At 48.1% G+C, this 25,711-nt stretch carries 25 protein-coding genes; 13 read left to right on the forward strand and 12 right to left on the reverse strand.

The window, feature by feature from the left end:
* Window positions 1–17 precede the first annotated feature (17 nt).
* From pheT to rpmI, 4 genes are all read right to left on the reverse strand, one after another.
* Window positions 18–2,435, reverse strand: a complete 2,418-nt coding sequence (gene pheT, locus ACNFVB_RS00160) for a phenylalanine--tRNA ligase subunit beta (protein WP_430737688.1) — start codon at window positions 2,433–2,435, stop codon at window positions 18–20.
* A gap of 102 nt (window positions 2,436–2,537) precedes the next feature.
* Entirely contained in the window at window positions 2,538–3,593 is a 1,056-nt protein-coding gene (gene pheS, locus ACNFVB_RS00165) for a phenylalanine--tRNA ligase subunit alpha (protein ID WP_430737689.1), read from the reverse strand.
* A 340-nt stretch (window positions 3,594–3,933) separates the two neighbouring features.
* Window positions 3,934–4,290 carry a 50S ribosomal protein L20 gene (gene rplT, locus ACNFVB_RS00170; protein ID WP_430737690.1) on the reverse strand — a complete coding sequence of 119 codons (357 nt, stop codon included), beginning with the start codon at window positions 4,288–4,290 and terminating at the stop codon, window positions 3,934–3,936.
* Between the two features lie 131 nt (window positions 4,291–4,421).
* Window positions 4,422–4,619 (reverse strand): 50S ribosomal protein L35, encoded by a 198-nt coding sequence (gene rpmI / locus ACNFVB_RS00175; RefSeq protein WP_011281253.1) that lies wholly within the window; start codon window positions 4,617–4,619, stop codon window positions 4,422–4,424.
* Between the two features lie 488 nt (window positions 4,620–5,107).
* Between rpmI and ACNFVB_RS00180 the strand changes: the two genes are divergently transcribed.
* The 7 genes from ACNFVB_RS00180 to ACNFVB_RS00210 all read left to right on the forward strand — a co-directional run bounded on the left by ACNFVB_RS00180 (window position 5,108) and on the right by ACNFVB_RS00210 (window position 11,643).
* Window positions 5,108–5,539, forward strand: coding sequence for an acyl-CoA thioesterase (locus tag ACNFVB_RS00180; RefSeq protein ID WP_430737691.1), 432 nt, complete (start codon window positions 5,108–5,110; stop codon window positions 5,537–5,539).
* A gap of 125 nt (window positions 5,540–5,664) precedes the next feature.
* Complete coding sequence (gene hisIE, locus ACNFVB_RS00185; RefSeq protein WP_430737692.1) at window positions 5,665–6,507, forward strand: bifunctional phosphoribosyl-AMP cyclohydrolase/phosphoribosyl-ATP diphosphatase HisIE; 843 nt, start codon at window positions 5,665–5,667, stop codon at window positions 6,505–6,507.
* A gap of 399 nt (window positions 6,508–6,906) precedes the next feature.
* Window positions 6,907–7,173: a Sec-independent protein translocase subunit TatA gene (gene tatA / locus ACNFVB_RS00190; RefSeq protein ID WP_075101935.1), complete on the forward strand. Its 267-nt coding sequence runs from the start codon at window positions 6,907–6,909 to the stop codon at window positions 7,171–7,173.
* Between the two features lie 62 nt (window positions 7,174–7,235).
* Entirely contained in the window at window positions 7,236–7,880 is a 645-nt protein-coding gene (gene tatB / locus ACNFVB_RS00195; RefSeq protein WP_288997341.1) for a Sec-independent protein translocase protein TatB, read from the forward strand.
* The gene (gene tatC, locus ACNFVB_RS00200; protein WP_288997340.1) at window positions 7,880–8,743 is read left to right on the forward strand and encodes a twin-arginine translocase subunit TatC; all 864 of its coding nucleotides are present in this window, start codon (window positions 7,880–7,882) and stop codon (window positions 8,741–8,743) included. The genes tatB and tatC overlap by 1 nt, the downstream gene beginning before the upstream one ends.
* Before the next feature lie 276 nt (window positions 8,744–9,019).
* A complete protein-coding gene (locus tag ACNFVB_RS00205) occupies window positions 9,020–10,519 on the forward strand; it encodes a UvrD-helicase domain-containing protein (protein ID WP_288997338.1) in 1,500 nt (499 codons plus the stop codon).
* A gap of 71 nt (window positions 10,520–10,590) precedes the next feature.
* On the forward strand, window positions 10,591–11,643 hold the full coding sequence (locus ACNFVB_RS00210; RefSeq protein WP_430737693.1) for a tRNA dihydrouridine synthase: 1,053 nt from the start codon (window positions 10,591–10,593) through the stop codon (window positions 11,641–11,643).
* A gap of 78 nt (window positions 11,644–11,721) precedes the next feature.
* On the opposite strand, the gene ACNFVB_RS00215 is transcribed toward ACNFVB_RS00210, so the two are convergent.
* Entirely contained in the window at window positions 11,722–12,147 is a 426-nt protein-coding gene (locus ACNFVB_RS00215) for an MAPEG family protein (protein ID WP_075101930.1), read from the reverse strand.
* A 14-nt stretch (window positions 12,148–12,161) separates the two neighbouring features.
* Window positions 12,162–12,575, reverse strand: coding sequence for an OsmC family protein (locus tag ACNFVB_RS00220; RefSeq protein WP_430737694.1), 414 nt, complete (start codon window positions 12,573–12,575; stop codon window positions 12,162–12,164).
* A 463-nt stretch (window positions 12,576–13,038) separates the two neighbouring features.
* On the opposite strand from ACNFVB_RS00220, the gene ACNFVB_RS00225 reads away from it, so the two are divergent.
* Window positions 13,039–13,557: an RNA pyrophosphohydrolase gene (locus ACNFVB_RS00225; protein ID WP_075101928.1), complete on the forward strand. Its 519-nt coding sequence runs from the start codon at window positions 13,039–13,041 to the stop codon at window positions 13,555–13,557.
* Between the two features lie 99 nt (window positions 13,558–13,656).
* Here ACNFVB_RS00225 and ACNFVB_RS00230 read toward each other — a convergent pair whose 3' ends face one another.
* Window positions 13,657–14,484 (reverse strand): NRDE family protein, encoded by an 828-nt coding sequence (locus tag ACNFVB_RS00230; RefSeq protein ID WP_430737695.1) that lies wholly within the window; start codon window positions 14,482–14,484, stop codon window positions 13,657–13,659.
* A gap of 113 nt (window positions 14,485–14,597) precedes the next feature.
* The gene (locus ACNFVB_RS00235; RefSeq protein ID WP_430737696.1) at window positions 14,598–16,232 is read right to left on the reverse strand and encodes a DUF4139 domain-containing protein; all 1,635 of its coding nucleotides are present in this window, start codon (window positions 16,230–16,232) and stop codon (window positions 14,598–14,600) included.
* Between the two features lie 269 nt (window positions 16,233–16,501).
* On the opposite strand from ACNFVB_RS00235, the gene lgt reads away from it, so the two are divergent.
* The 4 genes from lgt (at window position 16,502) to ACNFVB_RS00255 (ending at window position 19,332) form a co-directional block, all read left to right on the forward strand.
* On the forward strand, window positions 16,502–17,386 hold the full coding sequence (lgt, locus tag ACNFVB_RS00240) for a prolipoprotein diacylglyceryl transferase (RefSeq protein WP_430737697.1): 885 nt from the start codon (window positions 16,502–16,504) through the stop codon (window positions 17,384–17,386).
* A gap of 81 nt (window positions 17,387–17,467) precedes the next feature.
* On the forward strand, window positions 17,468–18,334 hold the full coding sequence (locus ACNFVB_RS00245; protein WP_430737698.1) for a thymidylate synthase: 867 nt from the start codon (window positions 17,468–17,470) through the stop codon (window positions 18,332–18,334).
* Between the two features lie 48 nt (window positions 18,335–18,382).
* A complete protein-coding gene (locus tag ACNFVB_RS00250) occupies window positions 18,383–18,958 on the forward strand; it encodes a dihydrofolate reductase (protein ID WP_430737699.1) in 576 nt (191 codons plus the stop codon).
* 140 nt (window positions 18,959–19,098) lie between these two features.
* Window positions 19,099–19,332 (forward strand): TonB family protein, encoded by a 234-nt coding sequence (locus ACNFVB_RS00255; protein ID WP_430738536.1) that lies wholly within the window; start codon window positions 19,099–19,101, stop codon window positions 19,330–19,332.
* Between the two features lie 136 nt (window positions 19,333–19,468).
* On the opposite strand, the gene uvrC is transcribed toward ACNFVB_RS00255, so the two are convergent.
* Window positions 19,469–21,313, reverse strand: coding sequence for an excinuclease ABC subunit UvrC (gene uvrC, locus ACNFVB_RS00260; RefSeq protein ID WP_198336739.1), 1,845 nt, complete (start codon window positions 21,311–21,313; stop codon window positions 19,469–19,471).
* A gap of 143 nt (window positions 21,314–21,456) precedes the next feature.
* A complete protein-coding gene (locus ACNFVB_RS00265) occupies window positions 21,457–22,983 on the reverse strand; it encodes a DUF3360 family protein (RefSeq protein ID WP_430737700.1) in 1,527 nt (508 codons plus the stop codon).
* Between the two features lie 440 nt (window positions 22,984–23,423).
* Between ACNFVB_RS00265 and ACNFVB_RS00270 the strand changes: the two genes are divergently transcribed.
* Window positions 23,424–23,984 (forward strand): DUF4442 domain-containing protein, encoded by a 561-nt coding sequence (locus ACNFVB_RS00270; protein ID WP_105244304.1) that lies wholly within the window; start codon window positions 23,424–23,426, stop codon window positions 23,982–23,984.
* A 245-nt stretch (window positions 23,985–24,229) separates the two neighbouring features.
* On the opposite strand, the gene rplS is transcribed toward ACNFVB_RS00270, so the two are convergent.
* Window positions 24,230–24,652 (reverse strand): 50S ribosomal protein L19, encoded by a 423-nt coding sequence (gene rplS / locus ACNFVB_RS00275; protein ID WP_105244305.1) that lies wholly within the window; start codon window positions 24,650–24,652, stop codon window positions 24,230–24,232.
* A 197-nt stretch (window positions 24,653–24,849) separates the two neighbouring features.
* Entirely contained in the window at window positions 24,850–25,620 is a 771-nt protein-coding gene (trmD, locus tag ACNFVB_RS00280; protein WP_289000325.1) for a tRNA (guanosine(37)-N1)-methyltransferase TrmD, read from the reverse strand.
* Window positions 25,621–25,711 lie beyond the last annotated feature (91 nt).

The following is a 25,711-nucleotide window of genomic DNA, read 5'->3' on the forward strand; positions in this document are numbered from 1 at the left end:
GTTTTCGGGTGTAGAGGTTAGCTGTCACGCAGCTGTACTGAATGCTGCTCAATCAAAGCTTGAACGACTGTATCAGTGGCAGTTTTTACTGCCTCGTCAGATAGGGTTTGTGACACATCTTGCCATATCAGAGCAAATGCAAGCGAGCGCTGACCTGCCGGTACTTTATCACCTTGATAGATATCAAATAACCACATATCACTCAACAAGGCTCCAGCAGCACGGCGCACCGTCGACTCTAGCGTCTGTAGGCTAATCTCGGTATCTACCAAGATGGCGATATCACGGCGCACTTGTGGAAACTTACTTGGCGTGGTGATGTCATGCTGCTCGCGGGCCAAGTTAAGCAGCGGCGCAAGCGATAACTGGGCAACCCAAGTGGCAGGCAGATCCAGCTGTTTTGCGGTGCTTGGATGCAGCTGACCCAACCAGCCGACATAGATATCATCGATATACAGCTTGGCGCTTTGACCAGGGTGCAAAAATGCTAGCTGACTGCGCTCGTAGCGTACGCGCGCACGATCGATTTGGGCTGGAAGTAGCTGCTCGATATCGTGCTTGAGATCATAAAAATCTAAAGCTCGGTTTTGATAAGCTTGCTCATCCCAAATATCGCCAACTGCGACCAGCGCTATGCTCGGCGTCTGCACCAAGTCACTGACACTCTGACCGACAAAGCTCAGACCTGTTTCAAAAAAACGTACACGCGGCTGCTGACGATTAAGGTTGTATTGCACACAAGGCAACAAGCTTGAGAGCAATGTACGGCGCATGACCGCCAGATCGCTTGAGATCGGATTGGCCAATGCCAACACTTCACCTAACGCTTCATCATCAAGTAGCGTCTCAAGTTTGGCATCACTAAAGCTAAAACTAATCGCTTCCATATAGCCATTATTGACGAGTGCCAGCTTCATCTCATGCGTCAAATCAGCCGTATCGTCATAATCCATACTGACTTGCAGATGCGGCAGGACGCTTGGAATATTGTCATAACCGTAGATACGGGCGATCTCTTCGATAAGGTCTTCTTTAATACTCATATCAAAACGATACGACGGCGGCGTACAGTTCAGACTCTCCGCTTGCTGCGCGACCTCAAAGCCCAGCTGGGTTAAGATACGCACCATGACCGCAGGCTCTATCTCGATACCGATGACCTCACGGACTTTACTGATTGGCAAGGTAATCGGCGTACGGGCTGGTAAGTGCTCGCTATTTTCTACTTTTACTATTTGCCCAGCTTGCCCGCTTGTGACACTAGTAATCAAATCAACAGCACGCGCCAAAGCAAGTGCTGGCAGAGCAAAGTCTACCCCGCGCTCAAAGCGCTGCGAGGCATCGGTATGCAAGCCAAAACGACGCGCGCGCGCCGCGATAGCCAGCGGATTAAAAAACGCACTTTCTAAAATAATATTGGTGGTGCTATCGGTGACGCTACTGCGCTTACCGCCCATGATTCCCGCTAAGGCGAGCACGCCCTCATCATCGGCAATCACCAGCTCATCACCAGTTAGAGCAATGGTTTGCTCATTCAATAGCGTCACTGTCTCTGCAGGCTGCGCCAAACGCACCACGATATCACCTTGAATGGTATCGGCATCAAACGCATGTAATGGCTGACCAAGCTCCATCAATACATAGTTGGTCACATCCACCAAAAAGTTATGCGAGCGTAGTCCTGACTGAACCAAAGCATCAGCCATCCATTTTGGCGTGTCGATACTACGATCAATATTGCTGATTGATTGTAAGAAATAGCGTGGGCAAGCCTCAATGGCACTAATGGTGACTGCAGGCGTTGCATCACTGTTCGTTACCGCTACATCAGTGGCAATCTCCGGCTGCTGCATCGGCAGATCATTAATCACTGATATCTCACGGGCAATACCGCGCACGCTAAAGCAATCGCCACGGTTTGGCGTGATAGAGATATCGAGTATTTGATTGTCTAAACCTAGATAGTCACGGATATCAGTGCCAATGGGTGCATCTGCAGGTAGCTCAAGTAGGCCATCTATGTCGTCAACCAGGTCGATCTCGGAGGCACCGCACAGCATACCGTTTGAGGCCACGCCGCGTAGTTTACTTCTTTTAATCTTAAAGCCCGATTTACCATTACTGGCATCATCACTTGGCAGTATCGCCCCAACGGTTGCCACAGGCGCTTTCATACCGACCGTCACATTCGGCGCGCCGCAGACGATTTGTAATGGCTCAGACTCACCAATATTTACCTGCGTGACGCGCAGCTTATCGGCATCAGGATGCGGCTCGACACTGATGACCTCACCGACCACCACACCGCTAAATGCACGGGCAACGGCAAAGCGATCATCAATCTCAAGCCCTGCCATGGTCAGCTGTTCGGCCAATTGCTCGCTGGTATTATTGGGGTTCACCCATTGACGTAGCCACTGTTCGCTAATTTTCATAAATATCTCGGATCAGAATTTTGTAATAAAGATGTTGGAGTAAAGCTTGGCACATACACTTGTTGTATCAACAAGGCGCGCTTTTTATATAAAAAAAGCACTCTAGCCAAATTGCTTTAAAAAGCGCACGTCATTTTGGAAAAACAAACGCAAGTCATCGATGCCATAATACAACATGGCAAAACGCTCAATACCCATACCAAAGGCGAAGCCAGTGTATTTGTCGCTATCGATACCGCAGTTGGTCAGCACCTGCGGATGCACCATGCCGCAGCCCATGACTTCTAGCCACTTGCCATTGTCATCGAGGATATCCACTTCAGCTGAAGGCTCGGTAAATGGGAAAAATGACGGACGAAAACGTACAGTCAACGCTTTGGCAAAAAACGCCTCTAAAAACTCACTGATCAAGCCCTTGAGCTCAGCAAAGGTGCTCGACTCGGTCACCATCAGCCCTTCTAGCTGGTGAAACATCGGCGAATGCGTTTGGTCTGAGTCGTTACGATAGACGCGGCCTGGGCAAATGATACGAATCGGCGGCTCGTTCTTTTCCATGGTGCGAATCTGTACCGGACTGGTGTGCGTACGCAGCAAGTAGTGCGCATCAAAATAAAACGTATCATGCATCGCGCGCGCAGGGTGATGCGATGGGATATTAAGCGCTTCAAAGTTATAGTAGTCGCTCTCAACTTCAGGACCTGTCGCGACGTTAAAACCTGCCTGCACAAAGTACTGCTGCATACGCTGGGTCACCATCGTCACTGGATGCAAATGGCCTTTTTGGCCGCCGCGCGCCGGCAGGGTGATATCGATACTCTCGCTTGCAAGCTTGGCATTCAATGCAGCGACTTCTAGATGCTGCTGCTGCTCGGTGAGCGCCTGTCCGATACGGCTACGCACACTGTGCAACCAGCCGCCGTAGGTTTTTTTGTCATCGCTACCAAGCTTACCCATCTGTTTTGACCAGCCGGTAAGCGAGCTTTTTTTGCCCGTTAGCTGTACACGCAAGTCTTGTAGGGTACGCGCGTCGTTTACTTGCAAAATTAGCGCTTCAGCAGCACTGGCAAACTCATTGAGCTGTGCTTCATTTAACTCATTAAGCTCTGAGGACAAGGTCGGTAGCGCCGACAAATCGGTGATAGCAGCAGGGGTAGTCATAAGACGCATTATTCCTGATTTAAACGGACTATTAAGTAAGTATGGTGCTTGGTAATTGTAGGGATTTGACCAAATATTGCAAACCATTTGCTCGGTTATCTCACGATGACCATGAGTGATGCTAATGGCTTGAATATGTGGACATATATATCTAGCAAAATAGATATTTAGCAAAAACGCGTGTGTTTAACCGCAATAGTGATGACGCCAAAATAATTTACTATAAAAAAAGCCACCGACCAGCGGTAGCTTTTATTAATATCGTACTATTAATCAATATTAGTCCAATCCATCTAGGTATTTGCTAAAAAAGCAAGCCACCTAACGAAAAGGGTAATATTTAGGCCAATTCCGCTTTTGCTTTTTCGACCAATGTGGTGAAAGTAGCTGCATCATGCATAGCGATGTCAGCTAAGACGCGACGATCGATTGCGATGTTAGCTTTTTTCAAGCCATTGATAAAGCGGCTATAGCTTAAGCCGTTGATGCGAGCACCAGCATTGATACGTGCGATCCAGAGACGACGGAAAGTACGTTTTTTGTTGCGACGGTCACGATAAGCATATTGACCAGCTTTGGTCACTGCCTGTACCGCTACGCGGTAAACTCGTGAACGGGCACCGTAGTAGCCTTTAGCACGCTTTAAGATTTTTTTGTGACGGCGATTTGCCTGTACACCACGTTTTACACGGGCCATAAATTACTCCAAGATTTTTTAATCATTATTAAACGAGTCACGATGTCGTTATATAAGTGAATACCAGACATCGTTATCAGATTGCAAAGTCAAATACCTTTAATACATTAAAGCTAAGTGACCATAGGCTATTAGATGTATGGGCACATACGACGAACTGCTGCTTCGTCAGACTTGTCCACCATCTTTAGACCGCGCAACTGGCGAATACGCTTAGCTGATTTCTTGGTCAAGATATGGCTTTTGAAGGCTTGCTTACGCTTAAAGCCATTCGCTGTTTTTTTGAAGCGTTTAGCGGCACCGCTTCTGGTTTTCATCTTAACTTTCATGATGAGTTGCCTCTTTGTCTTTGATAGAACCTGGTCGTCAAATCGTCAGTCATAATAAATAGTGGCTTTAAAAACAACCACTAAACTGTTATTTGCCTCGAGGTGGGAGGCGCTATTTTAGCAGATAGCGCCCTGTTTTGCCAAGTGAATTTTCGCCCAAGCGCTCAGCTGTTTATAGAGCCAGCGCTTTTAGTAAGCGCATATCACTATGGCTCCGCTACACTCCGCCAAATAGCCCACCACAAAGACGGCGATACACTTTATAAAGTCGGGGATTTTTTTGCAAATAGATTGAATGTGAGGCAAAGCTGTGCTTAAGTAGAGGTTGGGCTTGATTGCTTATCGTGCACGAATTGTATGCCAGTAACGATAGCCATTGACTCGGTATTGTGCTCATCCGTTTTATGACCATAATCCGTCCTGACGCTGTACACCTATAACATGATTGGCAACCCCCATCATTGCCTGCCATCACTCTAGGAGATAACGTGTCAAATCAAGAGTTAGACTTTGATGACAGCCTATTTGTATTTGAGACAGTGATGCGAGTGCGTCATACTGAAATCGATAGGAGTCAGCATATCTCGTTTGAAGCGTTGACCGCTCTGCTTTGTGAGGCGCGGTATCGGTTTTTGCATGCAAAAGGCATACAAGAGATCAATGCGGACCATCGAGGACTGATCATCGATGGCATACAGCTAACCACCAATAGCCGTGTACGGGCGCGCGAAGAGCTGTTGTTTGAGGTGGGGGTCGAGCCGCTGTATGATAACGGCGGCCATATGATCATCAAAATATCACGTATGCATGGTGGCGAGGTGGTGGCAAAGGCGCGGATCCATTTTATCAGCTACGATTTTCATCTCAACAAACCCGCCGCCTTGGATAAAGACACAAAAGCGGCGCTATATCCGCATTGATTTAAGCTGTGATGCCCTTGACGCTCTGAGCCCCTACCACCATTAGGCCAAAATGTCACATAGAGGGTCGAGCACAGCCCCACTAACTATCTATTTCCTATTTCTCATCACAAGACAGACATATTATGACTTTACCTGCTTGGCTTGCCGCCATAAAATTTAATGCTGATGGTTTGATTCCCGCTATTGCTCAAGATCATGAATCTGGGCGTATCCTCATGATGGCATGGATGAATAGCGAGGCCCTCCAGCTCACCGCCGAGACAAAGACAGCGGTGTATTTTTCGCGCTCACGTGGTCAGTTGTGGCACAAAGGAGAGTCGTCAGGTCACACCCAGACAGTCCATGATATCCGCTTAGACTGCGATGCAGATGTGATTGTGCTGAGCGTGACACAAGCGGGCGGCATCGCCTGTCATACGGGACGTGAGTCTTGTTTTTATCAGCGTTTAAACTTATCAGGCGCGCAGCCTCAGTGGCAAACGGTGGATAAAGTATTAAAAGATCCGGCAGAGATTTATGCGTCTACGTCGGCGGCCGAAGCCCTCTCTGACCCCCAACGTCACGATGCCAGCACTAAAGGAACTACTGAGAAAGAGACTACTCAGATCGGTACCCACTCGATTTTACAGCAATTAGATCAGGTATTAGCAGAGCGCAAACACGCAGATAGCGATAGCTCTTATGTGGCAAGCTTGTATGCAAAAGGCCTAAACAAGATATTAGAAAAAGTAGGCGAAGAGGCGACCGAGAGCATCATCGCCGCCAAGGACTTGGCTATCTGCGACATTTCTGGCGACCAAGCACACTATGATGCCGCGCGTCATGAGCTTATCTATGAAGTGGCTGACGTGTGGTTTCATACGTTGGTCGGGCTGGCATGGTTTGATATCGAGTCAGACGCCATCTTAAACGAGCTGGGGCGACGCTTTGGTCTCTCAGGTATCGATGAAAAAGCGTCGAGATAACCTATCATATAGTGAGTTCATTATAAAAACGATACAGTGGGACTGGAATAAGTTTTTCGCAGCCTCTATCTGCGTAGGCACAGCACGCAAGGAAAATTTAGACCAGTTGCACGTTGATATATAATGTATCTGTTTTATTTAGGATCGACTATATGTCGAAAACAAAAGTGCCACTACCTATTTACTCTGTGTGATTGTTGCGACTTTCACCTTTTTGTCATAACAGCAAGGTATAATAGTATTTTTACGTCAGCGTTATGTCTGTATTTTTGTCAAATAGATCAATATTCTATAAAATAACAGTAGCGCGGTGGCGGCAATACTGATGTCAACAACTAAAGAGCAGCATTCACACTCAGAAATCTCAGACATGAGGTCTCAGACATTAAGGATATCATTATGGGCAGTTTTTCTATTACGCATTGGCTCATTCTCTTGGTAGTCGTGGTCGTCGTTTTTGGCACCTCAAAGCTTAGAAATGCCGGCAAAGACTTGGGCGGTGCGGTCAAAGGCTTTAAAGACGCAGTCAAAGACGAAAATGCTGAGCATGCCAAAAAACAAGTGGTACTCGATCACGACGGCGCAGCTCATCCAGCAGAGCGCCAAGCACCTAATAAAGTCGATGAGCATAGCAGCACGCTCCCTACTGACGATAAGCATCATTGATCATAGCAAATACCATGCTAGGTATAATGCTGCTAGCATCCAGATAGTGACAATCCACCATTATGTTTGATATTGGGTTTTCTGAATTACTGCTCTTTGGCGTGATTGCTTTGATCGTCTTGGGCCCCGAAAAGCTGCCGCAAGCGGCGCGCACGGCTGGGCAGTGGTATGCCAAAATTCGCCGCACTGTCTCCACCCTACAATCGGAGATAGAGGCTGAGCTCGACTTGGCTGAGACTCGGCAACAAATGCAAAAAGAGCTGGCAAAAATCCGTCAGACAGAGGCGGCGATGAGACGTGAAATGGCAGAGATGCGCGGCAGTATGCAAGAGTTTGAGTCGTCACAGAACCGCGCCCTAACAGCCGATCCGCATGCAGAGCATCAGCCTGTGATTAACGATGACACAGCACGTCACAAGGCTGATACTGCGCGCAATACCGTAAATGAGCAGCCTGAGGTGGCAACGGCATTTGCACACGCCTATGAGCATAATCAGCCCTCTGACGGCATCGATCAGCAAACAGCGCCGCCCATCATGACCAAACCTTGGGAAAACATGTGGTTTCGCCTCGGTGATTATGATAAAGCGCGGCGCTTACCCGCTGCCCCCTATCTCCCCAATTATCAAGCAGACATCTTATTAAATAGCGCACCTGCCAATCCTATCGCCTCACAAGCGTCTGCCCAGATGCAGGAGGCCGACTGATGGATTTGTTTAAACGCAAAAAAAGCCGACAAGAAAAAATCGGCGATACAGGGCCAGAAAAAACCCGCTCAGCCGATATGGCCTATGATAACGATGATGGGGATATGTTAAGCTCGCTTGGCGATATGCCCATCACTGAGCATCTCATTGATTTACGCCGTCATCTGATCAAAATATGCGTGGCGGTGCTGGTGGTATTTTTGGCCTTGGTTGGGTTTTCACGCGAGCTTTATAACCTGTTATCGGACCCATTGGTCGCGCAGTTGCCTGCCAACTCGACAATGATTGCCACCGATATCACCTCAAACTTTATGGCGCCGATACGCTTGAGTATCTTTGTCGCCGCCTTTGTGGCCATGCCTTATATCTTGTATCAAATTTGGTCATTTGTCGCCCCAGGTCTGTACAAAAAAGAAAAAAAAGTCGCCATTCCAGTACTGATGTCTTCTATCGTATTGTTTTATGCTGGGGTGGCGTTTTCTTATTTTATTGTGCTCAAAGGGGTTCTGAAATTCTTTATTACCTTTGCACCGCAAAACGTCTTACCCATGACAGATATAGACAGTTATTTGAGCTTTGCCCTAAAGCTGTTTATGGTATTTGGCTTGACCTTTGAGATACCAGTCGTCACCTTGCTGTTGATATTGGCCGGTATCGTCTCCATTGACAGCTTAGAGGATAAACGCCGTTATATCATTGTTGGCTGCTTTGCAATCGCGGCCGTGGTGACACCGCCGGATGGTGTGTCGATGTTGATGCTGGCTTTTCCGATGTGGCTGTTGTTTGAGCTGGGCTTATTTTTAGCTAAAATCTTGCTTAAAGACAAAAAAGAAGGTCTAGTCGCTGAGCATTCAGAGCATTAACAAAGCCAAAGTGATATCCATGCTTTATGAAATGATTCGTGCGTTATAAGACAATGACTGCTGATAGCAAATGTTTGCTCATAAAGACAAAGCTAATCTGTTAAAATCAGTAGTGCTCATTTACGCATGCGCAACAAACCCTATTCCAATCAAGAAAGCGCCTGATTTGCGTTTTTTCTCTTCTAATGAGCCATTGTTTACGCAGTGGCTTTTTTTAGCCCCGTGTCTTTTATTTCATGCTTCATTTTATTCTGTTTTACATTTAGGTAGCTTTTTATGTCTGCATCTATGCCCGCTTATATGAGTGACCCTACCGAAGAGCAGCTTGCCGCGCTCAATATGGCGATGGATCATAAATCGTTTAAGGTGGTCGCTTATGCCGGCGCGGGTAAAACGACTACTCTAAAGCTGATTGGTGAGCGGCTGCGTGGTCGCGGCTTATATTTGGCTTTCAACAAAGCGATCGCCAATGATGCTCGGCAAAAATTCCCCAGTCACGTGGACTGCCGTACGTTTCACTCACTTGCTTATCGCCATGTCGCGCGTGATATCACTGCCAAATTGTCCTTACCACGGTTTTCACCCAAGCGTTTGGGCGACGATTTGGGGCTACAAGCGGTGCAAGTACGTCGGCAAATGGATGGGGTAAATAAATACATCACTTTGACCCCAGCCCGCCTTGCGCGATTTGTCAGCGATGCGGTCAGTCATTTTTGTAGTACCCATGCCAGCTACCCTGCGCCCCGGCATTTATTGTTTCCCAGCTGGCTCGATGCGGCAGATAGCGAGCAGCTGCGTGAGATGCTCTACCCTGCCGTCGAGCAGCGCTGGCTACAGTCTATCGATGCCCGCCATCCTGCTGGTATCGGTCATGATATTTATCTCAAATTATGGGCACTCTCCAAGCCCAGTATCCCAGCGGATTTTATCTTGTTTGATGAAGCGCAGGATGCCGATCCGCTGATGATGGGGATTTTGACCCAGCAGCCACGGCAAGTCATCTATGTGGGCGACGCTCATCAGCAGATTTATGAATGGCGCGGCGCGGTGAATGCGATGAAAAAGCTACCACTACCACAAACCCTATTGACACAGTCGTTTCGCTTTGGAGAGCCGATCGCTGAGGTGGCCAACACCCTACTCAAAGCATTACAAGAAGAAGTACCACTAAAGGGCAATCCTGCCAAGCAGTCCTCTACCGATAAAGGCATGGTCCATAGTAAAAAAGACGCCATACTCTGTCGCACCAATGCTGCTGCGATGGCGCAGCTATTGACGGGACTCAAGCTTGGGCACCGCGTGGCACTGCAAGCCGATACCGATCGTATGCTGAAATTCTGTCAAGCAGCTGAGAACCTAAAAAACGGCAAATCGGCTTATGGCGTACCAGAGCTGGCGTATTTTTATAATTGGGGCGATGTGCAAGAGTACTCTGAAACCAATGAAGGCAGCGATCTTAAAACATTGGTCAAGCTGGTCGATGATCACGGTACCAACGTCTTAAGCCAAGCGGTCAATAGTTTGACCAGCATCGATAACGCCGATTATGTCATCTCTACCGCGCACAAGGCCAAAGGGCTTGAATGGGGGCGCGTACAGCTCGATGACGATTTTTATTACGACGTGACCACCAATGCAGTCAAGATCAGCCCAGAGGAGCTGCGTTTGCTCTACGTTGCCTGCACACGCGCGCAGAGCAATCTCGACATTCATCATATCAAAGACTTGATCATCGGATTGCAAACGGGGAAAAAGGTCATCTTTGGCAATACCTAACACCGCTCCGCTCTATTCGATCACGTTATCGCCCTTCATATCGCCTTTCATTTAGATACTAAGCCTTAATCATGACTCAACATTCATCCCTCGAAATACGCCAGCGCACCCTGCAGCAACTATTTGCCCATCCTGTGCGCCTACTTGCTCCAATGGAAGGTTTGACCGATCCATTAATGCGGCAAATCTTAACACAGATTGCCGCAGACTTAGGCCGTCCTTATGATTGGTCGGTGAGTGAGTTTATACGGGTGACTCAAACGCTGCTACCCGCGCATGTGTTTTATAAATATGTGCCAGAGCTACATCAAGACACCAAAACGACTGCTGGCACGCCCATACATATCCAGCTGCTCGGTAGTGATGCTAGCCTAATGGCAGAAAACGCCGCGTACGCCTGTGAGCTTGGCGCGCCCGCCATCGATATCAACTTTGGCTGCCCTGCCAAGACCGTCAATAGCCACCGCGGCGGCTCGGTACTGCTCGATGAGCCAGAGGTCATGTATGACATTATCAAGGCTGTACGCCGCGCAGTGCCTGCCCATATTTCCGTCTCAGCGAAGATTCGCTTGGGCTACACAGATACCAGCCGTATGGACGATATCCGAGGTGCGATTGGGGCGAGTGGCGCAGACTGGTTGACCATTCATGCCCGCACCAAAACCCAAGGCTACAAGCCGCCCGCTTATTGGGACAAAATCCAAAATTTTAATAAGCTTGATATCCCAGTGATTGCTAATGGCGAGATTTGGAATAGTGAGCAAGCACAGCAATGCATGAGGCAGGCAGGCACGCCGCACCTGATGCTAGGACGCGGCGCTGTGACCCGTCCTGACTTGATTGCCCGTGTCGATAGTAGCCATGATGATGAGAGGGCGGCGGCCAGCGTTAGAGCAGATAGCAAGACCTTGACATGGCACGCGCTCATACCGCATCAAATTAAGTTTTTGGAAGGGGCAGCAAAAAACGATGTGGTACTGGTGGGCCGCTACAAACAGTGGCTGGGGATGCTAACCAAAGGCTATGATGAGGCGCAGCCGGTGTGGGAACGCATCAAGCGTGAAAAAAACAAAGCCGTCATCATCGATGCTCTTATCACCAGCGTCTCATCAGCGACGGCATAAACAGCAAAGACAATAACGGCTTGTCTTTTATCTTAAAACAGAAGCTCGGCGGCGGCTAATTGTTCATAAGCCCTAGCGCTAGACGCTCACACGTATTGCTAAATAAAACAGCATGAGTGGACACGCCATCGACAGCGTCCACAGTATCGAACGAAACGTCGCTAAATTGCTGATATAAGCGATGCAAAAGCCAATACGAATCAGTACGTACAACCAAGCCAACACGTTGACAATCAGCTGAGGCACAAAAAACAACATTGCCACCAGCACTGCTGCCAAAAATACCGGCAACGTCTCATAGCTGTTTTGCTGAGCGGCATTGGCGCGCGCAGCGGCGCCCGTTGTCTCTTGCAAAAAACGGCGCGGATGGGCGTTGTCAGCCAGCCGAAAGCCGCCAAGGGCTTTTGCACTCAGCGCCATCACGAGTGGCAACAAGCTTGCCACCACCATCGCCCAAATCGCGGATGCGGCAGTATCAGGAATCAACCCAAAAAATACATTCATGCGCGCCCTCGCCCCTACCCTGCAACCACTTCAAAATCATGCGTGATATTCACCCCGCCCTGTACTAGCATACGACTGGCCGAGCAGTATTTTTCTGCTGATAGGTTCACCGCTTTTTCGACCTGCTTATCCTTGATGTCTTGACCAGTCACGATGAAGTGCATATGAATGTCGGTATAGACAGCAGGGACGGTCTCAGCGCGGTTTGCAGTCAGCTCACAACGTACATCCGTGACCTCTTGACGTGATTTTTGTAAGATAGACACCACATCATAGCTGGCACAGCCGCCCAAGCCGAGTAAGATCAGCTCCATCGGGCTTGCGCCATTTTCTTTGTCGGCGTCGATTTGCACATGATGCCCTGAGGGTGAGACACCCAAAAAGGCTTTTTTCTCTTGCCACGTGACACTTGCTTTTGATTCTGACATGTTCGTTTTTCCTTATTTTGATTGGCAGATAACCTGATTATTATTTTCAATAATACACGCGATAAGGTTAGTGTAGCACAAGCCAAAACCAGATTTTATAAAGACCTGATAAAGCAGCAGCCATCTGTATTTATTTGACGGCAACGCACCATCATAACCTTACATACCTTGTTGTTAAGCAATAGTTAACAAACTCAACCTGTGTTTGCTCATATTTATCAAAATTACCTTAAAGAACTAGATTACAAAAGTCTGTTTATAAGCTATTGATTTTAATAGGTAAAACTCGTGAAACATTTTATAGCAAAATACTGTTACACATTTTGCTTATTTCTTGGTTTAATAACGGTAATGAATCTTATTTTGGCCAGATATAGGTGACAATCGACTTATAATAATTAGGATTGTCATCATGGTATCGGTTTGAAATAAGCTATTTTTAAACAAATTAAAAGGGTTAGTCATGATAGATGCAGACGGCTTTCGCGCCAATGTCGGCATCATCTTGGCAAATACACAAGGGCAAGTACTGTGGGCAAAACGTATTGGTCACAACGCTTGGCAGTTTCCTCAAGGCGGCATCGACCGCGGGGAGACGCCGATGGATGCGATGTATCGCGAGCTCTGGGAAGAGGTCGGCCTACATCCGCGTCATGTAGACTTATTGGCAGTCACTCAAGACTGGCTGCGCTATCGTCTGCCTAAGCGTTATGTACGCCATGGACAGCACCCTTTGTGTATTGGGCAAAAACAAAAATGGTTTTTGCTGCGCTTAGATGAGCCAAATACTCAACACATTCGCTTTGATGAAGGTAAACCAGAGTTTGACCACTGGCAATGGGTCAGTTATTGGTATCCTCTAGGACAAGTGATTCATTTTAAACGTGGGGTATATCGCCGCGCCTTGCAAGAGCTGGTGCGCGAGCTTCCCCTAAAACAAGAGCTGATCCTTCCGGAACAGGACAACCATTTGCTGGCATGACTTTGATAGAGTTTTGACATAGTTTTGGTGTGATTTTGACATCGCTAATTAACTACATATGCTCACTGTGATACTGTTATGGAATCACCGTGAGCATTTTTATGCGCCGGTTGCAGCCGCACTTGCCTCGCGGCTAACGAGCGTGGCGGTGGTTTTACTACTTGCCCCTTTATGCTTGTCTTGGCGCAAGGTTAAGATGCTTTGAGTACGGGTACCATAAGTAGGGAGAGGAGCCTGCCGCTGATCAAATGCCACAGGCTCGATATAGACAGAGGACAGCATCTGCTCAACCTCTTTACTCATGCCGGTATCGGGTAGCTGATCGGCGGGGGCTTGTCGGTTGTCAGATAGCACCGCATAGGCAGCGTCCTGCCAGTAAGCAGGCGAGCTGTCTTCGGCGATAAGTGGCAGCACTTCTTGACGCAGCCTACCACGCAGTTTTTCGGTTTTGAACCAACCGTCGTCTGGCTGACCGTTTGAGACCACATGCAATCCTGCATACAGTGGCGTGGGCGCATGGCCGCGATTATTGACCATCACTGCTTGCAGCGCATCGCCAATGATCAGGTTAAAACCTGCATAGTCTTGCAACTCAATTTGCCGCGCAAAGTCCATCGGGCTTCTGTCACTGGTCAAAAAATCTGTAACCAGTGCCCCACGCGAGCGCTCATCTGCCCCTGCCTGCACCCCATCACGAAAGTTTAGCACCGCCGCCCAGCGTCCATTTTGCTCATAAAGACCGTCGTGCATGACTTGGTGAATACCCAGCCAAGTACCGCCACTCTGCTGATCGCGACCTGCATAAATCGGCTTATCAGGCCACTGGTGCAGCGGCTCAGTCGGACGCTGCAAAAACTCATCTCGGTTGGATAAGAGCACCAGCGGCACCTCATCAAACAACTGCCAAGCGATGGCGACGATACACATAGTTTTCCTTTTATGGGATTGGTAGTTTATGGGACTGGTCGTCTTTTTAATAGGTAATCTTTTCAGTACAAAATAACGTCGTTTAAAATAGCCTGCATCTTTCTATTCTTATATCAATTGGTGCGGAGTTTTTTATCAGCAGGATAGCTAATCTGTGTGGTCGATCGAATCACTTTTGATTGTTTACTTGGCAAATCAAACTCCCAAGCGACCATGCCGGTATTGTCATTCCAGTCGCGTTCAGTGACGGGCGGGGTGTGTACTGTGGTTACTTTAATACTATCATCACGGCTGATAGGCTCACTGCTCAGTACCTGCAAGCGTCTGGTGCGGCTATGCTGATTGGTCAATTGATAAGCTTCGGTACTACTTAAGGTTTGCTTACGATTAAACGCGCCCTTATCGCCTTGCTTATCTTCGTCAGTTATTTGTTTGATGAGGATATTTGGATCAACGCCAAAGCCGATACCCTGCTCTTTGAGCGTTTGATACTGATAGCGCGCTTGACCAATATAGTTATCATCACGGTAGAGCTGAAGCGCTCCATCGGCCCATGCAGGTGTCAAAAATGGTGCCGATGCATACCAATAAGCCGTTTGCTCAACACTTGGCGTACTGCGGATCCAAAGCTTGCTACGCCCAGACTGCTCATCGATTATCGTACGCACGTGCCTACCGTCACTTGGCAAGCTCACACGCTGCGGCAACCGGTACTCGATGATGCCGTTTTTGTTTTGACGACTCACGCTAAAGCTCGGTAGCGGTGCCATCGTCGGTGCCGACGCCTCCCTGTCATCGCTACTTCTTTCTGAGACAACGATGGAAGAAGGCTCCATCATGGATGATGCAACCCTAGCACGTGATGCTTGCTCTTTTTCATATAAAGACAGGCGCGCCACATTTGGCAGCTGGCCTGTGGTGCGTTGATTGGGGTTGACTGAGCTGAGTACGACAGCGACGTTTTGCCAATTCTCTCCGGTCTGCTGAGCGATGATGGCTGATGCGGTGATGCTAAGCTGCTCGGTATTGGTATCCAGACGCGCCTGATAAGTCGGCTGCCAACCTGCGCCGCGCACTTGATAATGGAGCTTTACCGCGGCGTGTTTGCGGCTGGCAGTACGGACACTGACCTGTGTTACGCGATTTTGCGTCGATGTGCTACTGCCCGCCATCGTTTGATTAAGCGCGGCCTGTGCCCGCGCTTGCCGCTGCTTGATATCCCATATGCGTTTATTGATACTTGCCGCTTGTGTTTCTATATCACGGGCGTTATTGGCCACTGTGCCCTCTGTACTGATTTGACTGACCTTGGTGAGGTTTTGTAGATAAGCTTTTGCCAGATTGGCGGCTTCTAGCTCGGCATTGATTTTAGCAAGCGCGGCTTGTTGCGATTGTACGTTGGCATCGCCCTCATACTGACACTGCGCTGCTTGCTCACCGCTTAGCGTCTCGATACTGACTTCACCGAGATTGACGCCTGTGACGGTCTGCACGCTCACGCTGTCTTTGTCGATATAAGGAGACAAGCAAGAAAACACCAGCGTCTGCTCTCCATTACCCTTGACAGGTAGCGCGCGCGTGACACTGGCCAAGCCTTGATAAATGGTGACTTGCTCGATACTGCTACTTGCTGCATATGCAGGCGTCAGGGATAGTGCCAGCAGACTGGGTAGACTGAGCAAGATCAGACCTTTTTTTGCCCAACGGTACTCAGTGGCTGTTGCTACTTTTGATACATCAGCTTGCATAATCTATCCTTAAAATACGGTTTATCCATTCATACGGCTTATTAGCGCCAGCCCATATCCGCTCATGCTTCTGAAAATATTGAGGTATTTATCATTAGCAGCTTTTTTATATCTTAGCGGTTTTCTGTCTTGGTTTCTAGCGGCTGGCAGGCGCAAATCACATTTATGCAGTCTCTGTGATGCAATTGTCTAACCGTAATTTGGTATGCCTGCCAAGCTATTTTTGCTATTATGACCCCCATTCTATTATCAATAATTATGATGTCCTTATGATGATTCATCCTCAGTACGATCCCGTAGCGCTGTCCTTGGGCCCTGTAGAAGTACATTGGTATGGCTTGATGTATCTGCTGGCATTTGCCGCCGCGTTTGGTCTGGCATGGTACCGCAGTGGCCAGCGTGAGAGCTGGACCACTGACATGGTGTCAGACCTTGTTTTTTATGGCGCGCTCGGTGTCATTTTGGGTGGCCGTATCGGCTATGTGCTGTTTTATCAATTTGGTGAGCTGCTACAAAACCCCGCCTATTTATTTAAGGTGTGGGAAGGCGGTATGTCGTTCCACGGCGGCATGATTGGGGTTTTACTCGGCATGTTGTATTTTGCTCGTAAGTACAAAAAAACACCTTTTCAAGTGCTGGATTTTATCGTGCCGTGTGTACCGACGGGGTTATTGTTTGGTCGTATCGGCAACTATATCAACGGTGAGCTGTGGGGGCGCGTCTCTGATGGCGGCTATAACTGGCTGACCTACTTCCCGCAGGCCGCGGCTTTTGATATGCAGCAATTGCAAGCCAATCCTCAATTACAGGAGTTGATGATGGAGGTCAACGGCCAGTATTTACTGCCCCGCCACCCATCACAGCTCTATGAGGCCTTTGCTGAAGGTCTGCTGCTATTCTTGTTTTTGTGGTGGTACTCTGCCAAGCCGCGTCCACGTATGGCGGCATCGGCGATATTCTTATTAGGTTACGGTATCAGCCGCTTTATCATCGAGTTTTTCCGTCAGCCAGATGCCGACCAAGGCTTTATTTTACTCGGCTGGATGACCAAAGGCCAAATACTGAGCGCACCAATGATTATCATCGGCTTTGTACTGTTGGTTTATGCCTATAAACGCGGTATCTATGACTGGGGTAAGCAAGCGGCTTATTAAGCGCGCTTGCACTATAAATGTCCGAAAAACAGATTAAGACTTATTTAATGACGCGCTTTGATAGCGTAGAAGAGCAATATTATGAGCAGTTACAGTAGTAAAAACGAGCAAGCATATCTTGATTTGCTGCGCCACGTCTTATATAACGGTACTGAAAAAGGCGATCGTACGGGCACAGGTACGCTAAGCCACTTCGGCGCGCAGATGCGTTTTGACTTATCAGACGGCTTCCCGTTACTGACCACCAAAAAAGTCCACTTTAAATCCATCGTGTATGAGCTATTGTGGTTTTTGAGCGGTAGCACTCATGTCGATTATCTACAAGAAAACGGCGTGCGTATCTGGAACGAATGGGCCACAGCGGAACAGACGGCGCGCTTCAATCGTCCTGCGGGCGATTTAGGGCCAGTATACGGTCACCAATGGCGCAACTACGGCGCGACCAAAGACGAGAATGGCCACTATAACAATGACGGCGTCGATCAAATCGCCCAAGTCGTGGAGCAAATCAAGACCAATCCCAACTCCAGACGCTTGATTGTCTCTGGCTGGAACCCAGGTGAAGCCGAGCAAGTCGCCCTGCCGCCTTGTCATACGCTGTTTCAGTTTTTTGTCGCGGACAACAAACTCTCCTGCCAGCTTTACCAGCGCTCAGCGGATTTATTCCTAGGTGTGCCGTTCAATATCGCCAGCTATGCCCTACTGACCCACATGATTGCGCAGGTTTGTGGGCTGGGCGTGGGCGAGTTTATCTGGACCGGCGGCGACTGTCATATTTATCAAAACCACCGCGAGCAAGTCGAGCTGCAACTGACGCGTGAGTGTTATGCACTACCGACATTGACGCTCAACCCTGATGTCGATGATATTTTTGCGTTTCGTTTTGAGGATATTAGCGTAAACGGTTATGCATCACATCCCGTTATCAAAGCAAAAGTCGCGGTATAAAGACTGTTTTTTACTTCATATGACTGATGAAAACAATAAGGACATATTATGAGTTATGCCAATACCCAAGTCGCCCAAATCGCTGCTATCAGTAGCAATCGCTGTATCGGCAAGGACAATGAGCTGCCGTGGCATATCTCAGCAGATTTGCAGCATTTCAAACAAATGACCACCAAAGCAACAGGCGGTGCGGTTCAAGGTATCGTCATCATGGGGCGCAAGACCTTTGAGTCGATGGGTAGCAAGCCGTTGCCAAAACGTGTCAGCTTTATTATCAGCAGTCAAATGGACTACGCCGAAAAGAGCGGCCTAGTAGGCAAAGACAATGCGCATGTGGTGCATAATTTGGATGATGCTTTAACGCAAGCTGCCAGTCTCGCCCATGGTGCTCACTTAGATACGATTTGGGTCATCGGCGGCGAGCGGGTATTTCGTGATGCCTTTATGTACACCGATCGTATTGAGCTGACACACGTCGATACCGAGATTCCTGACGGCGAAGCGTTTTATCCTGAATTGCCGAGCGACTTTGCAGTCGTAGAAGCGTCTGAGTCGATGCATGATGAAAAAAGCGGATTGGATTTTAGATTTGTGACTTATAAAAGCGTGGAAACTAAAAAATGACGAAAAAACTTTTACCACTTGCACTTCTCTTCGCATTTATGACAGGCTGCCAGAGCCTGCCTCAACGAGAGCCTGTTATAGTTCCCCCTAAAGTCATGCGCTCCGTAGACTTTACTATCCCTTATCGAGTATCAAGAAGGATGAGTCAGGGAGAAAGTTTGGACCTTTTACTTAAATTATATGTTAATAAGAACGGCACAGTTGACAAGGTCAGTATTCAAAAATCGTCAGGCCATCGACATCTAGATAGAAATGCTATTATGCAAGCTCACAAAATGATATTTCATGCAGCAACTAAAGACAGTAAGTTTATAGAATCAACCGTGAGGTTACCTATTGTTTATAAAATGCATAGAGATGATATGCTTCACTGAGCTATAGTCGATTCTAAATAAAACAGATACATTCTATTTCAGCGCGGAACTGGTATAAATTTTTCTGGCATCCTCTGCCTGCAATTCATCCCAGTCCCACGGTATCGTTTTTGTACTGAACTCACGATATATCTGTTTACTCATGCAGCACTTTATAAATGGTCTTGGCCAATACTGGACCGATGCCCTGTACACCCGACAGCTCTTGCTGTGAAGCCCCTAGCAGTTGCTGCATCCCGCCAAAGTGATTGAGCAAGTCGCGGCGGCGCTTTTCTCCCAGCCCCGGTATCACCTCCAGCACCGACGACGAACGACGCTTATCGCGCTTTTTACGGTGCGCTGTGATGGCAAAACGATGCGCCTCATCGCGAATATGCATCAATAAATGCAGCGCCTTGCTGTCCATGGGCAGATCCAGCGGCTCATGATCGATAAAATGTAATACTTCTAAACCCGCCTTGCGCCCTTCTCCTTTTGCCACACTCACAAGCAGCGTGTCATTTAAAATACCCAGCTCGGTCAAGACGTCTTTGGCGATATTAAGCTGACCTTTCCCGCCATCAATCAGCAATAGATCAGGCAGTGGCTGTTTTTTATAGCGCCGCGTCAGCACTTGCTGCATCGCCGCATAATCGTCACCGCCTTGGATATCATGAATCGCATACTGACGATAATCACGGCGGCGTGAGCCTCCTTGATCGAACACCACACAGCTACCGATGGTCGCCTCGCCCATGGTGTGCGAGATATCAAAGCACTCGATACGGTCTATGGCACGATCAGTGACATCAGCCAGTACGTCCTTTAGCGCACCAAAGCGCGCATGCAGCTCTAGATAGTCGCCCAGTTTGGTTTTTAGTGCATTGTTGGTATTGAGCTTTGCCAAGTCCAGCCACTCTGAGCGGTGCTCGCGCACATTGGTTTTGATGACGACTTTGCTCTCAAAGTGGGTGGCCAATGCTTCGCTGATTGCTTGTTGGTCAGGTAGCGCATGACTAAGAATAATCTCACTTGGCAAGTCGTCGGTCACCTGAAAATAAAACGAGGTAATAAAGGCGGACAAATTATCCGCGAGCGACTCACTGCTATCGACATCAGGGAAATAGTTTTTGCCACCGAGTACGCGGCCGCCGCGCACCGTCAGCACATTGACACAAGTCATGCCTGCCTGACTGGCAATGGCAATCACATCGGCCTCACCTTGCACCGTATAGACGGCCTGCCGCGCTTGTACTTCGCGCAGCATAGAGAGCTGATCCCGATAAAAGACTGCTTTTTCAAAATCCAACGCTTCAGCAGCACTTTCCATCTTTTCAATTAGCGCACTGTGTATGTCACTTGAGTCGCCTTTGAGAAAACGAATGGTGTTATTCACATCTTCTGCATATTCTTCTGGCGACACCAAGCCCACACAAGGCGCACGGCAACGCTTGATTTGATACTCAAGACACGGACGCTTACGCTGCTTAAAAAACGTATTGGTACACTGACGCATCTGAAACATCTTTTGCATGAGCACCAAGGTTTCTTTGGCCGCATGAGCAGAAGGAAAAGGCCCAAAAAACCGACCTTTTTGGTGATTGCCTTTGCCGCGGCCATAAGCCAAACGTGGATAAGGCTTATCCGCTGAGATAAACACGTATAGATACGACTTATCATCACGCAGTAGGACGTTATAAGGCGGGCGATACTCTTTAATTAAGTTCTGCTCGAGCAACAACGCCTCGGTCTCACTACGGGTAATGATGGTCTCGATATCGTGAATCCGTGCCACCAGTGCCCGCGTCTTTGGATGGTCAATGGTCTTAGCGAAGTAGCTATTGACGCGACTTTTTAATGATTTTGCCTTGCCCACATATAAAATATCACCGTTTTTACCCAGCATTTTATAGACCCCTGGCAAGTTTGGCAGGCGCTGAATTAGATGTTTGAGGCGGGCTTTTTTATCATCGACGGGACTCGACTCTGAGACATTAACCATAAAATTTATTGCTCTTAAGACACTGATATACAGCTATTTATGGGGCGGTAGCCTACGTTTTACAAGCCATCAAACTTATCCGCTTACACACAAAAAAAACCAGCACGAAGCTGGCTTTTCTTTTTTTGTGGTAGGCAAAATTTCTAATGACGGAAGTTCGGTAATAGTGCAGGAATGCCCGGCAACATCCCAACCACCGCCATGACACCAGTCAATATCACAAAGGTAATGACAGGAATAATCCAGCGGCTCATCTTTGATAGGCTCGCACTACGCTCCTTTGAGCCAATCAAACCTAGGTTATCAAGCACCAAGGTAATCGACCAACCAAAGGCTGGGTTGACCAATGCCGAGGCAAAGACCACAATCGCAGCAGACTGCGTGGTTTTACCTTCGCGCGTCATCTCCATCCCCGCCTCAAGCAGTGGAATAAAGACCCCGACGATCAGTGCCACACACATCACCGGCTCCCAAATCGCTAAATCCATCGGATAGCCCCAGATACCAGCGATCAAACAAAACAGTCCTGTGAGTACCGCACCCGCTGGAATCGGGCGTTTGGCAATCGCAGCTGGTACGATATACGTACCCCATGATGACGCAAAGTTTGCGCCGCCAAGGATAGAGCCTGCGACCTGACGGATAGAGGCACTGGTCATCGTGTCATCGATGTCCATGAGCACTTTTTCAGTACGCTTTGGGTAGCTGATCTTTTGAAAGACCTGATGACCCAAAAAATCCGGTGACCACATAGCGACGGCCAATACCGCAAATGGCAATACCACCACAAAGCTTTCAATCGTCGGTAAGCCTAGCATCCAGCCCGTGTCCTCCCCCCACCAGTACATCGGGTTCATATTTGGCAGGCCAGGCGCTGTCTCAAAGGCAAAAGGCGCGCCCATGGCAAAGGCCACACCGCCACCTAACAAGCAGCTTAACGGTACAGCCAGCCAGCGCTTTTGAAAGTTTTCTAACACCGCGTACAGGATGATGGTCAGCAAAATCACCACAAAGGCGATATGCGCCATGCCGATACCTTCGGCCCATGCAAAAAGATTTTTGACCTGCGAGAGGGTGCCAATAAAACCCAAATAAAGCAGCAGACCGCCACACACGCCTTTACTGGTCAAGTTTGCCAGCAGACTGCCTCCTTTACTAATGGCTAGTAATAGCCCAAAAGCACCGATGAGCAAGCCAAAGGCCATCGGGTGACCACCAGCAGCAACGACGATAGGAATCAGTGGAATCAGTGGCCCGTGCGTACCAGCAAGGTTGGCCGTCGGTAGCAGAAATCCTGAGAATAAAATCACAAAGAAAGCGACAATTAACAGCTCATAGCGCACGTTTTCTAATACAAAGGCATCGCTTAGCCCAAGCGGCCCTGCAAACGTAGCGGCAATAGCGCCTACCATCACGACCTTACCGATCGTTGCGGCCATCGCAGGGATGGTATCTTCATACTCAAAACGATAATCACGAAACGGCAAGTTTACCCGCCAGCGCTTGGGCTGCATGATTTGTAGTTCATGATTTAGATAGGCATCTCGACTGTCGAAGCTTGAGCTGGGCTTGTGTAGATCAAGGTAGCTGCCTTGTGACTCGCTGTCGTAATTGGATGGATTTGATGGTGGCGGATTAGACCCTGAGGCAGGGATCTGAGTGTTACTCATCACATTTCCTTATGTCGACTGAGGCTTCGATGGACGGGCAGTGCACTGATGTGACTTGATAAAATCACAGGGCAGTACAAATTGCAGGCTATTGTATGTCACAGGACAGTGAAATGCGAGCGCGGAACCATGTAAAGATACTATGCGTCTCGGTTTGATTGATAACTTAAAGTTTTAAATTATCATTTTTGCAAACTTATCAATCATTTATCTTAGAAAAACAACCACAGATTGCTTAGCGATGACCGTGCTCAGGGCGACGTGCTGCCTCATATATTCATCATTTATCTTATTTATAATGAGGCATACTTACGCTTTAAACCTAGCGGTAAAGACGATTTTTACTTATGATAAATAGCTTTCACGCTAGATACCCTGCAACAGGTGTCAGCCATTTGACTTAATAATTAAAAATCGAAAAGAAGTAACAGGATTCCTTTATGAGCTTACTACCCACCAACCTTGAGACCTTAAAGCGTCGCGCCAAACAAAGCATCATGCCATTGTTGACACCGCATTTACTCAAACTGCGTATCAACACCTACGCGCCTTACGTCGGAGCTGGCATCAAAATCGAGCATATCAGCCTCGATCAAGGTTTATGTGTGGTCAGTATGGGCTTGAATAGCTTAAATAAAAACATCGTCGGCACCCAGTTCGGTGGCAGCCTCTACTCTATGGTTGATCCGTTTTATATGCTCATGCTGATGCATCAATTGGGCAGTCATTATGTGGTATGGGACAAAAGCTCACATATCGACTTTGTCGCGCCAGGCCATAGCAAAGTCACCGCAAGGATGAAGATACCGAGCGCTGAAATCATTACCATTCAAGAGCTGGCCAAAGATGGAGGGGCGGTATTTCGCGACTACAGTGTCGATATCGTCGATGAGCAGCAAAAAGTTGTGGCCACTGTCACCAAGACACTGTATATCCGTTTGCGTAAGCACAGCAAATCAAAGGATCAAAGCATACGCATCGACACCGCTGATAGCGCCTAATCTCATGCATCTGCGTTCATAGGCACACATGTATTTTAGCCCATACAAAAACCCCAATCCAGCTATCGCATAGATTGGGGTTTTGTCTTTTTGGTATGGCCCGCTTATTTATAAATAAACCTATGAATAAGGGCTGGTATCTATGCTTGTCCGAGCCTTTGCTGGCGGTGATAATCACAGACTAACAAAGACTCAGAGCAGCGCTTAGATACTTATGATCACGTATGTGCTCACGTAACTTGTGCTTAGATACCTGGCGCTGTTTCAACCGCATCAGGAACACCAGCGTCAGTTTTTTTCTGAGCTGTTGGACGAGCACCAAGCTTTTCGCGGATACGTGCTGATTTACCAGAGCGCTCACGTAAGTAGTATAGTTTCGCACGACGAACCGCACCACGGCGTTTCACTTCGATGCTATCGATCAGTGGTGAATGCAACTGGAATGCACGCTCAACACCGACGCCGCTTGAGATTTTACGTACGGTAAATGCTGAGTTTAAACCGCGGTTACGCTTAGCGATGACCACACCTTCAAAAGCCTGTAGACGCTCACGCTCACCTTCACGTACTTTTACTTGTACGACAATGGTATCGCCGGGTGCAAAGCTTGGGTGTTCACGCAATTGAGCGTTTTCGATGACCTGAACCAATGGATGCTTGTTGCTCATGAGAGTTATCTCCTCACATTAGATAATAGAGGCTTCACGCATATCACCTGTTTGTAATAATGAATTGCATCTTATTATAAAAAGACGCAACGTAAATGGGTTATAACCAACGGCCACAATATGATGACTCGTTTTATTATTGCTCAAAATTTTATTGTTTAACTGTTTATCAAATTCAAAAACGATAAAACGAAAGGTTAACCCTTATTTTTATCTGTTTTTGCCAGTGCCTTTAGCCACTTCGCTTGCTCTGCCGTTGGGGTAAACGCCTGCCATAAGTCTGGCCGACGCGCTTGCGTGCGACTGACTTGCTGAGCAAAACGCCACTTAGCAATATTGGCATGATGACCTGAGAGTAATACCTCAGGGACGCTCATACCTGCAAACTCATGCGGCTTGGTATAATGCGGACAATCAAGCAAACCATCGACAAAGGAGTCTTGCTCAGCGGACTGATCATCGCCCATGATATCAGGCAAACGACGTATCACACTATCCATCAATACCATAGCAGGCAGCTCACCGCCTGTCAGCACATAATCCCCCAATGACACCTCCCTATCAACATATCGTGATAGTAAGCGCTCATCAATACCCTCGTAACGACCGCACAATATAATCATGCCATCGTACTCAGCCATGCTGACTACACTACTCTCACTGAGCGTCTGTCCTTGTGGCGACATATAAATCACCGGACAGTGCTCACTATCGACACGGCAGCCGTGCTGACTCGCTCGCAAGCGTGCATCCTCTATGGCTTTTGATAATGGCTCGGCCATCATCACCATGCCAGGACCGCCACCATACGGGCGCTCATCAATACGGCGGTAGTTATCGGTGGTATAATCACGTGGATTAATGCACTCAATCGTCACGTGCTCTCCAGCGACTGCCCTTCCTGTGATACCAAAATCACGAATCGTGGCAAACATCTCAGGAAAAATACTAATGACGGCAAAATACATCTGATATCTACTTAATGGACGCAGTGATCATACTGGCGCTAACGCCAAAAAATTGTCTTACTCATACTATTACTAGTTATTAGCTACTTGA

Origin of the sequence: Psychrobacter sp. VH5 (assembly GCF_050572635.1) — a bacterium.
In the GTDB taxonomy this organism is placed as follows: domain Bacteria; phylum Pseudomonadota; class Gammaproteobacteria; order Pseudomonadales; family Moraxellaceae; genus Psychrobacter; species Psychrobacter celer.

Excerpts from the sequence above, each read along its gene's own strand:
- pheT (WP_430737688.1), bottom strand. The coding sequence starts at position 2,435 with ATGAAAATTAGCGAACAGTGGCTACGTCAATGGGTGAACCCCAATAAT.
- pheS (WP_430737689.1), bottom strand. The coding sequence starts at position 3,593 with ATGACTACCCCTGCTGCTATCACCGATTTGTCGGCGCTACCGACCTTG.
- rplT (WP_430737690.1), bottom strand. The coding sequence starts at position 4,290 with ATGGCCCGTGTAAAACGTGGTGTACAGGCAAATCGCCGTCACAAAAAA.
- rpmI (WP_011281253.1), bottom strand. The coding sequence starts at position 4,619 with ATGAAAGTTAAGATGAAAACCAGAAGCGGTGCCGCTAAACGCTTCAAA.
- hisIE (WP_430737692.1), top strand. The coding sequence starts at position 5,665 with ATGACTTTACCTGCTTGGCTTGCCGCCATAAAATTTAATGCTGATGGT.
- tatA (WP_075101935.1), top strand. The coding sequence starts at position 6,907 with ATGGGCAGTTTTTCTATTACGCATTGGCTCATTCTCTTGGTAGTCGTG.
- tatB (WP_288997341.1), top strand. The coding sequence starts at position 7,236 with ATGTTTGATATTGGGTTTTCTGAATTACTGCTCTTTGGCGTGATTGCT.
- tatC (WP_288997340.1), top strand. The coding sequence starts at position 7,880 with ATGGATTTGTTTAAACGCAAAAAAAGCCGACAAGAAAAAATCGGCGAT.
- ACNFVB_RS00205 (WP_288997338.1), top strand. The coding sequence starts at position 9,020 with ATGTCTGCATCTATGCCCGCTTATATGAGTGACCCTACCGAAGAGCAG.
- ACNFVB_RS00210 (WP_430737693.1), top strand. The coding sequence starts at position 10,591 with ATGACTCAACATTCATCCCTCGAAATACGCCAGCGCACCCTGCAGCAA.
- ACNFVB_RS00215 (WP_075101930.1), bottom strand. The coding sequence starts at position 12,147 with ATGAATGTATTTTTTGGGTTGATTCCTGATACTGCCGCATCCGCGATT.
- ACNFVB_RS00220 (WP_430737694.1), bottom strand. The coding sequence starts at position 12,575 with ATGTCAGAATCAAAAGCAAGTGTCACGTGGCAAGAGAAAAAAGCCTTT.
- ACNFVB_RS00225 (WP_075101928.1), top strand. The coding sequence starts at position 13,039 with ATGATAGATGCAGACGGCTTTCGCGCCAATGTCGGCATCATCTTGGCA.
- ACNFVB_RS00230 (WP_430737695.1), bottom strand. The coding sequence starts at position 14,484 with ATGTGTATCGTCGCCATCGCTTGGCAGTTGTTTGATGAGGTGCCGCTG.
- ACNFVB_RS00235 (WP_430737696.1), bottom strand. The coding sequence starts at position 16,232 with ATGCAAGCTGATGTATCAAAAGTAGCAACAGCCACTGAGTACCGTTGG.
- lgt (WP_430737697.1), top strand. The coding sequence starts at position 16,502 with ATGATGATTCATCCTCAGTACGATCCCGTAGCGCTGTCCTTGGGCCCT.
- ACNFVB_RS00245 (WP_430737698.1), top strand. The coding sequence starts at position 17,468 with ATGAGCAGTTACAGTAGTAAAAACGAGCAAGCATATCTTGATTTGCTG.
- ACNFVB_RS00250 (WP_430737699.1), top strand. The coding sequence starts at position 18,383 with ATGAGTTATGCCAATACCCAAGTCGCCCAAATCGCTGCTATCAGTAGC.
- ACNFVB_RS00255 (WP_430738536.1), top strand. The coding sequence starts at position 19,099 with ATGAGTCAGGGAGAAAGTTTGGACCTTTTACTTAAATTATATGTTAAT.
- uvrC (WP_198336739.1), bottom strand. The coding sequence starts at position 21,313 with ATGGTTAATGTCTCAGAGTCGAGTCCCGTCGATGATAAAAAAGCCCGC.
- ACNFVB_RS00265 (WP_430737700.1), bottom strand. The coding sequence starts at position 22,983 with ATGAGTAACACTCAGATCCCTGCCTCAGGGTCTAATCCGCCACCATCA.
- ACNFVB_RS00270 (WP_105244304.1), top strand. The coding sequence starts at position 23,424 with ATGAGCTTACTACCCACCAACCTTGAGACCTTAAAGCGTCGCGCCAAA.
- rplS (WP_105244305.1), bottom strand. The coding sequence starts at position 24,652 with ATGAGCAACAAGCATCCATTGGTTCAGGTCATCGAAAACGCTCAATTG.
- trmD (WP_289000325.1), bottom strand. The coding sequence starts at position 25,620 with ATGTATTTTGCCGTCATTAGTATTTTTCCTGAGATGTTTGCCACGATT.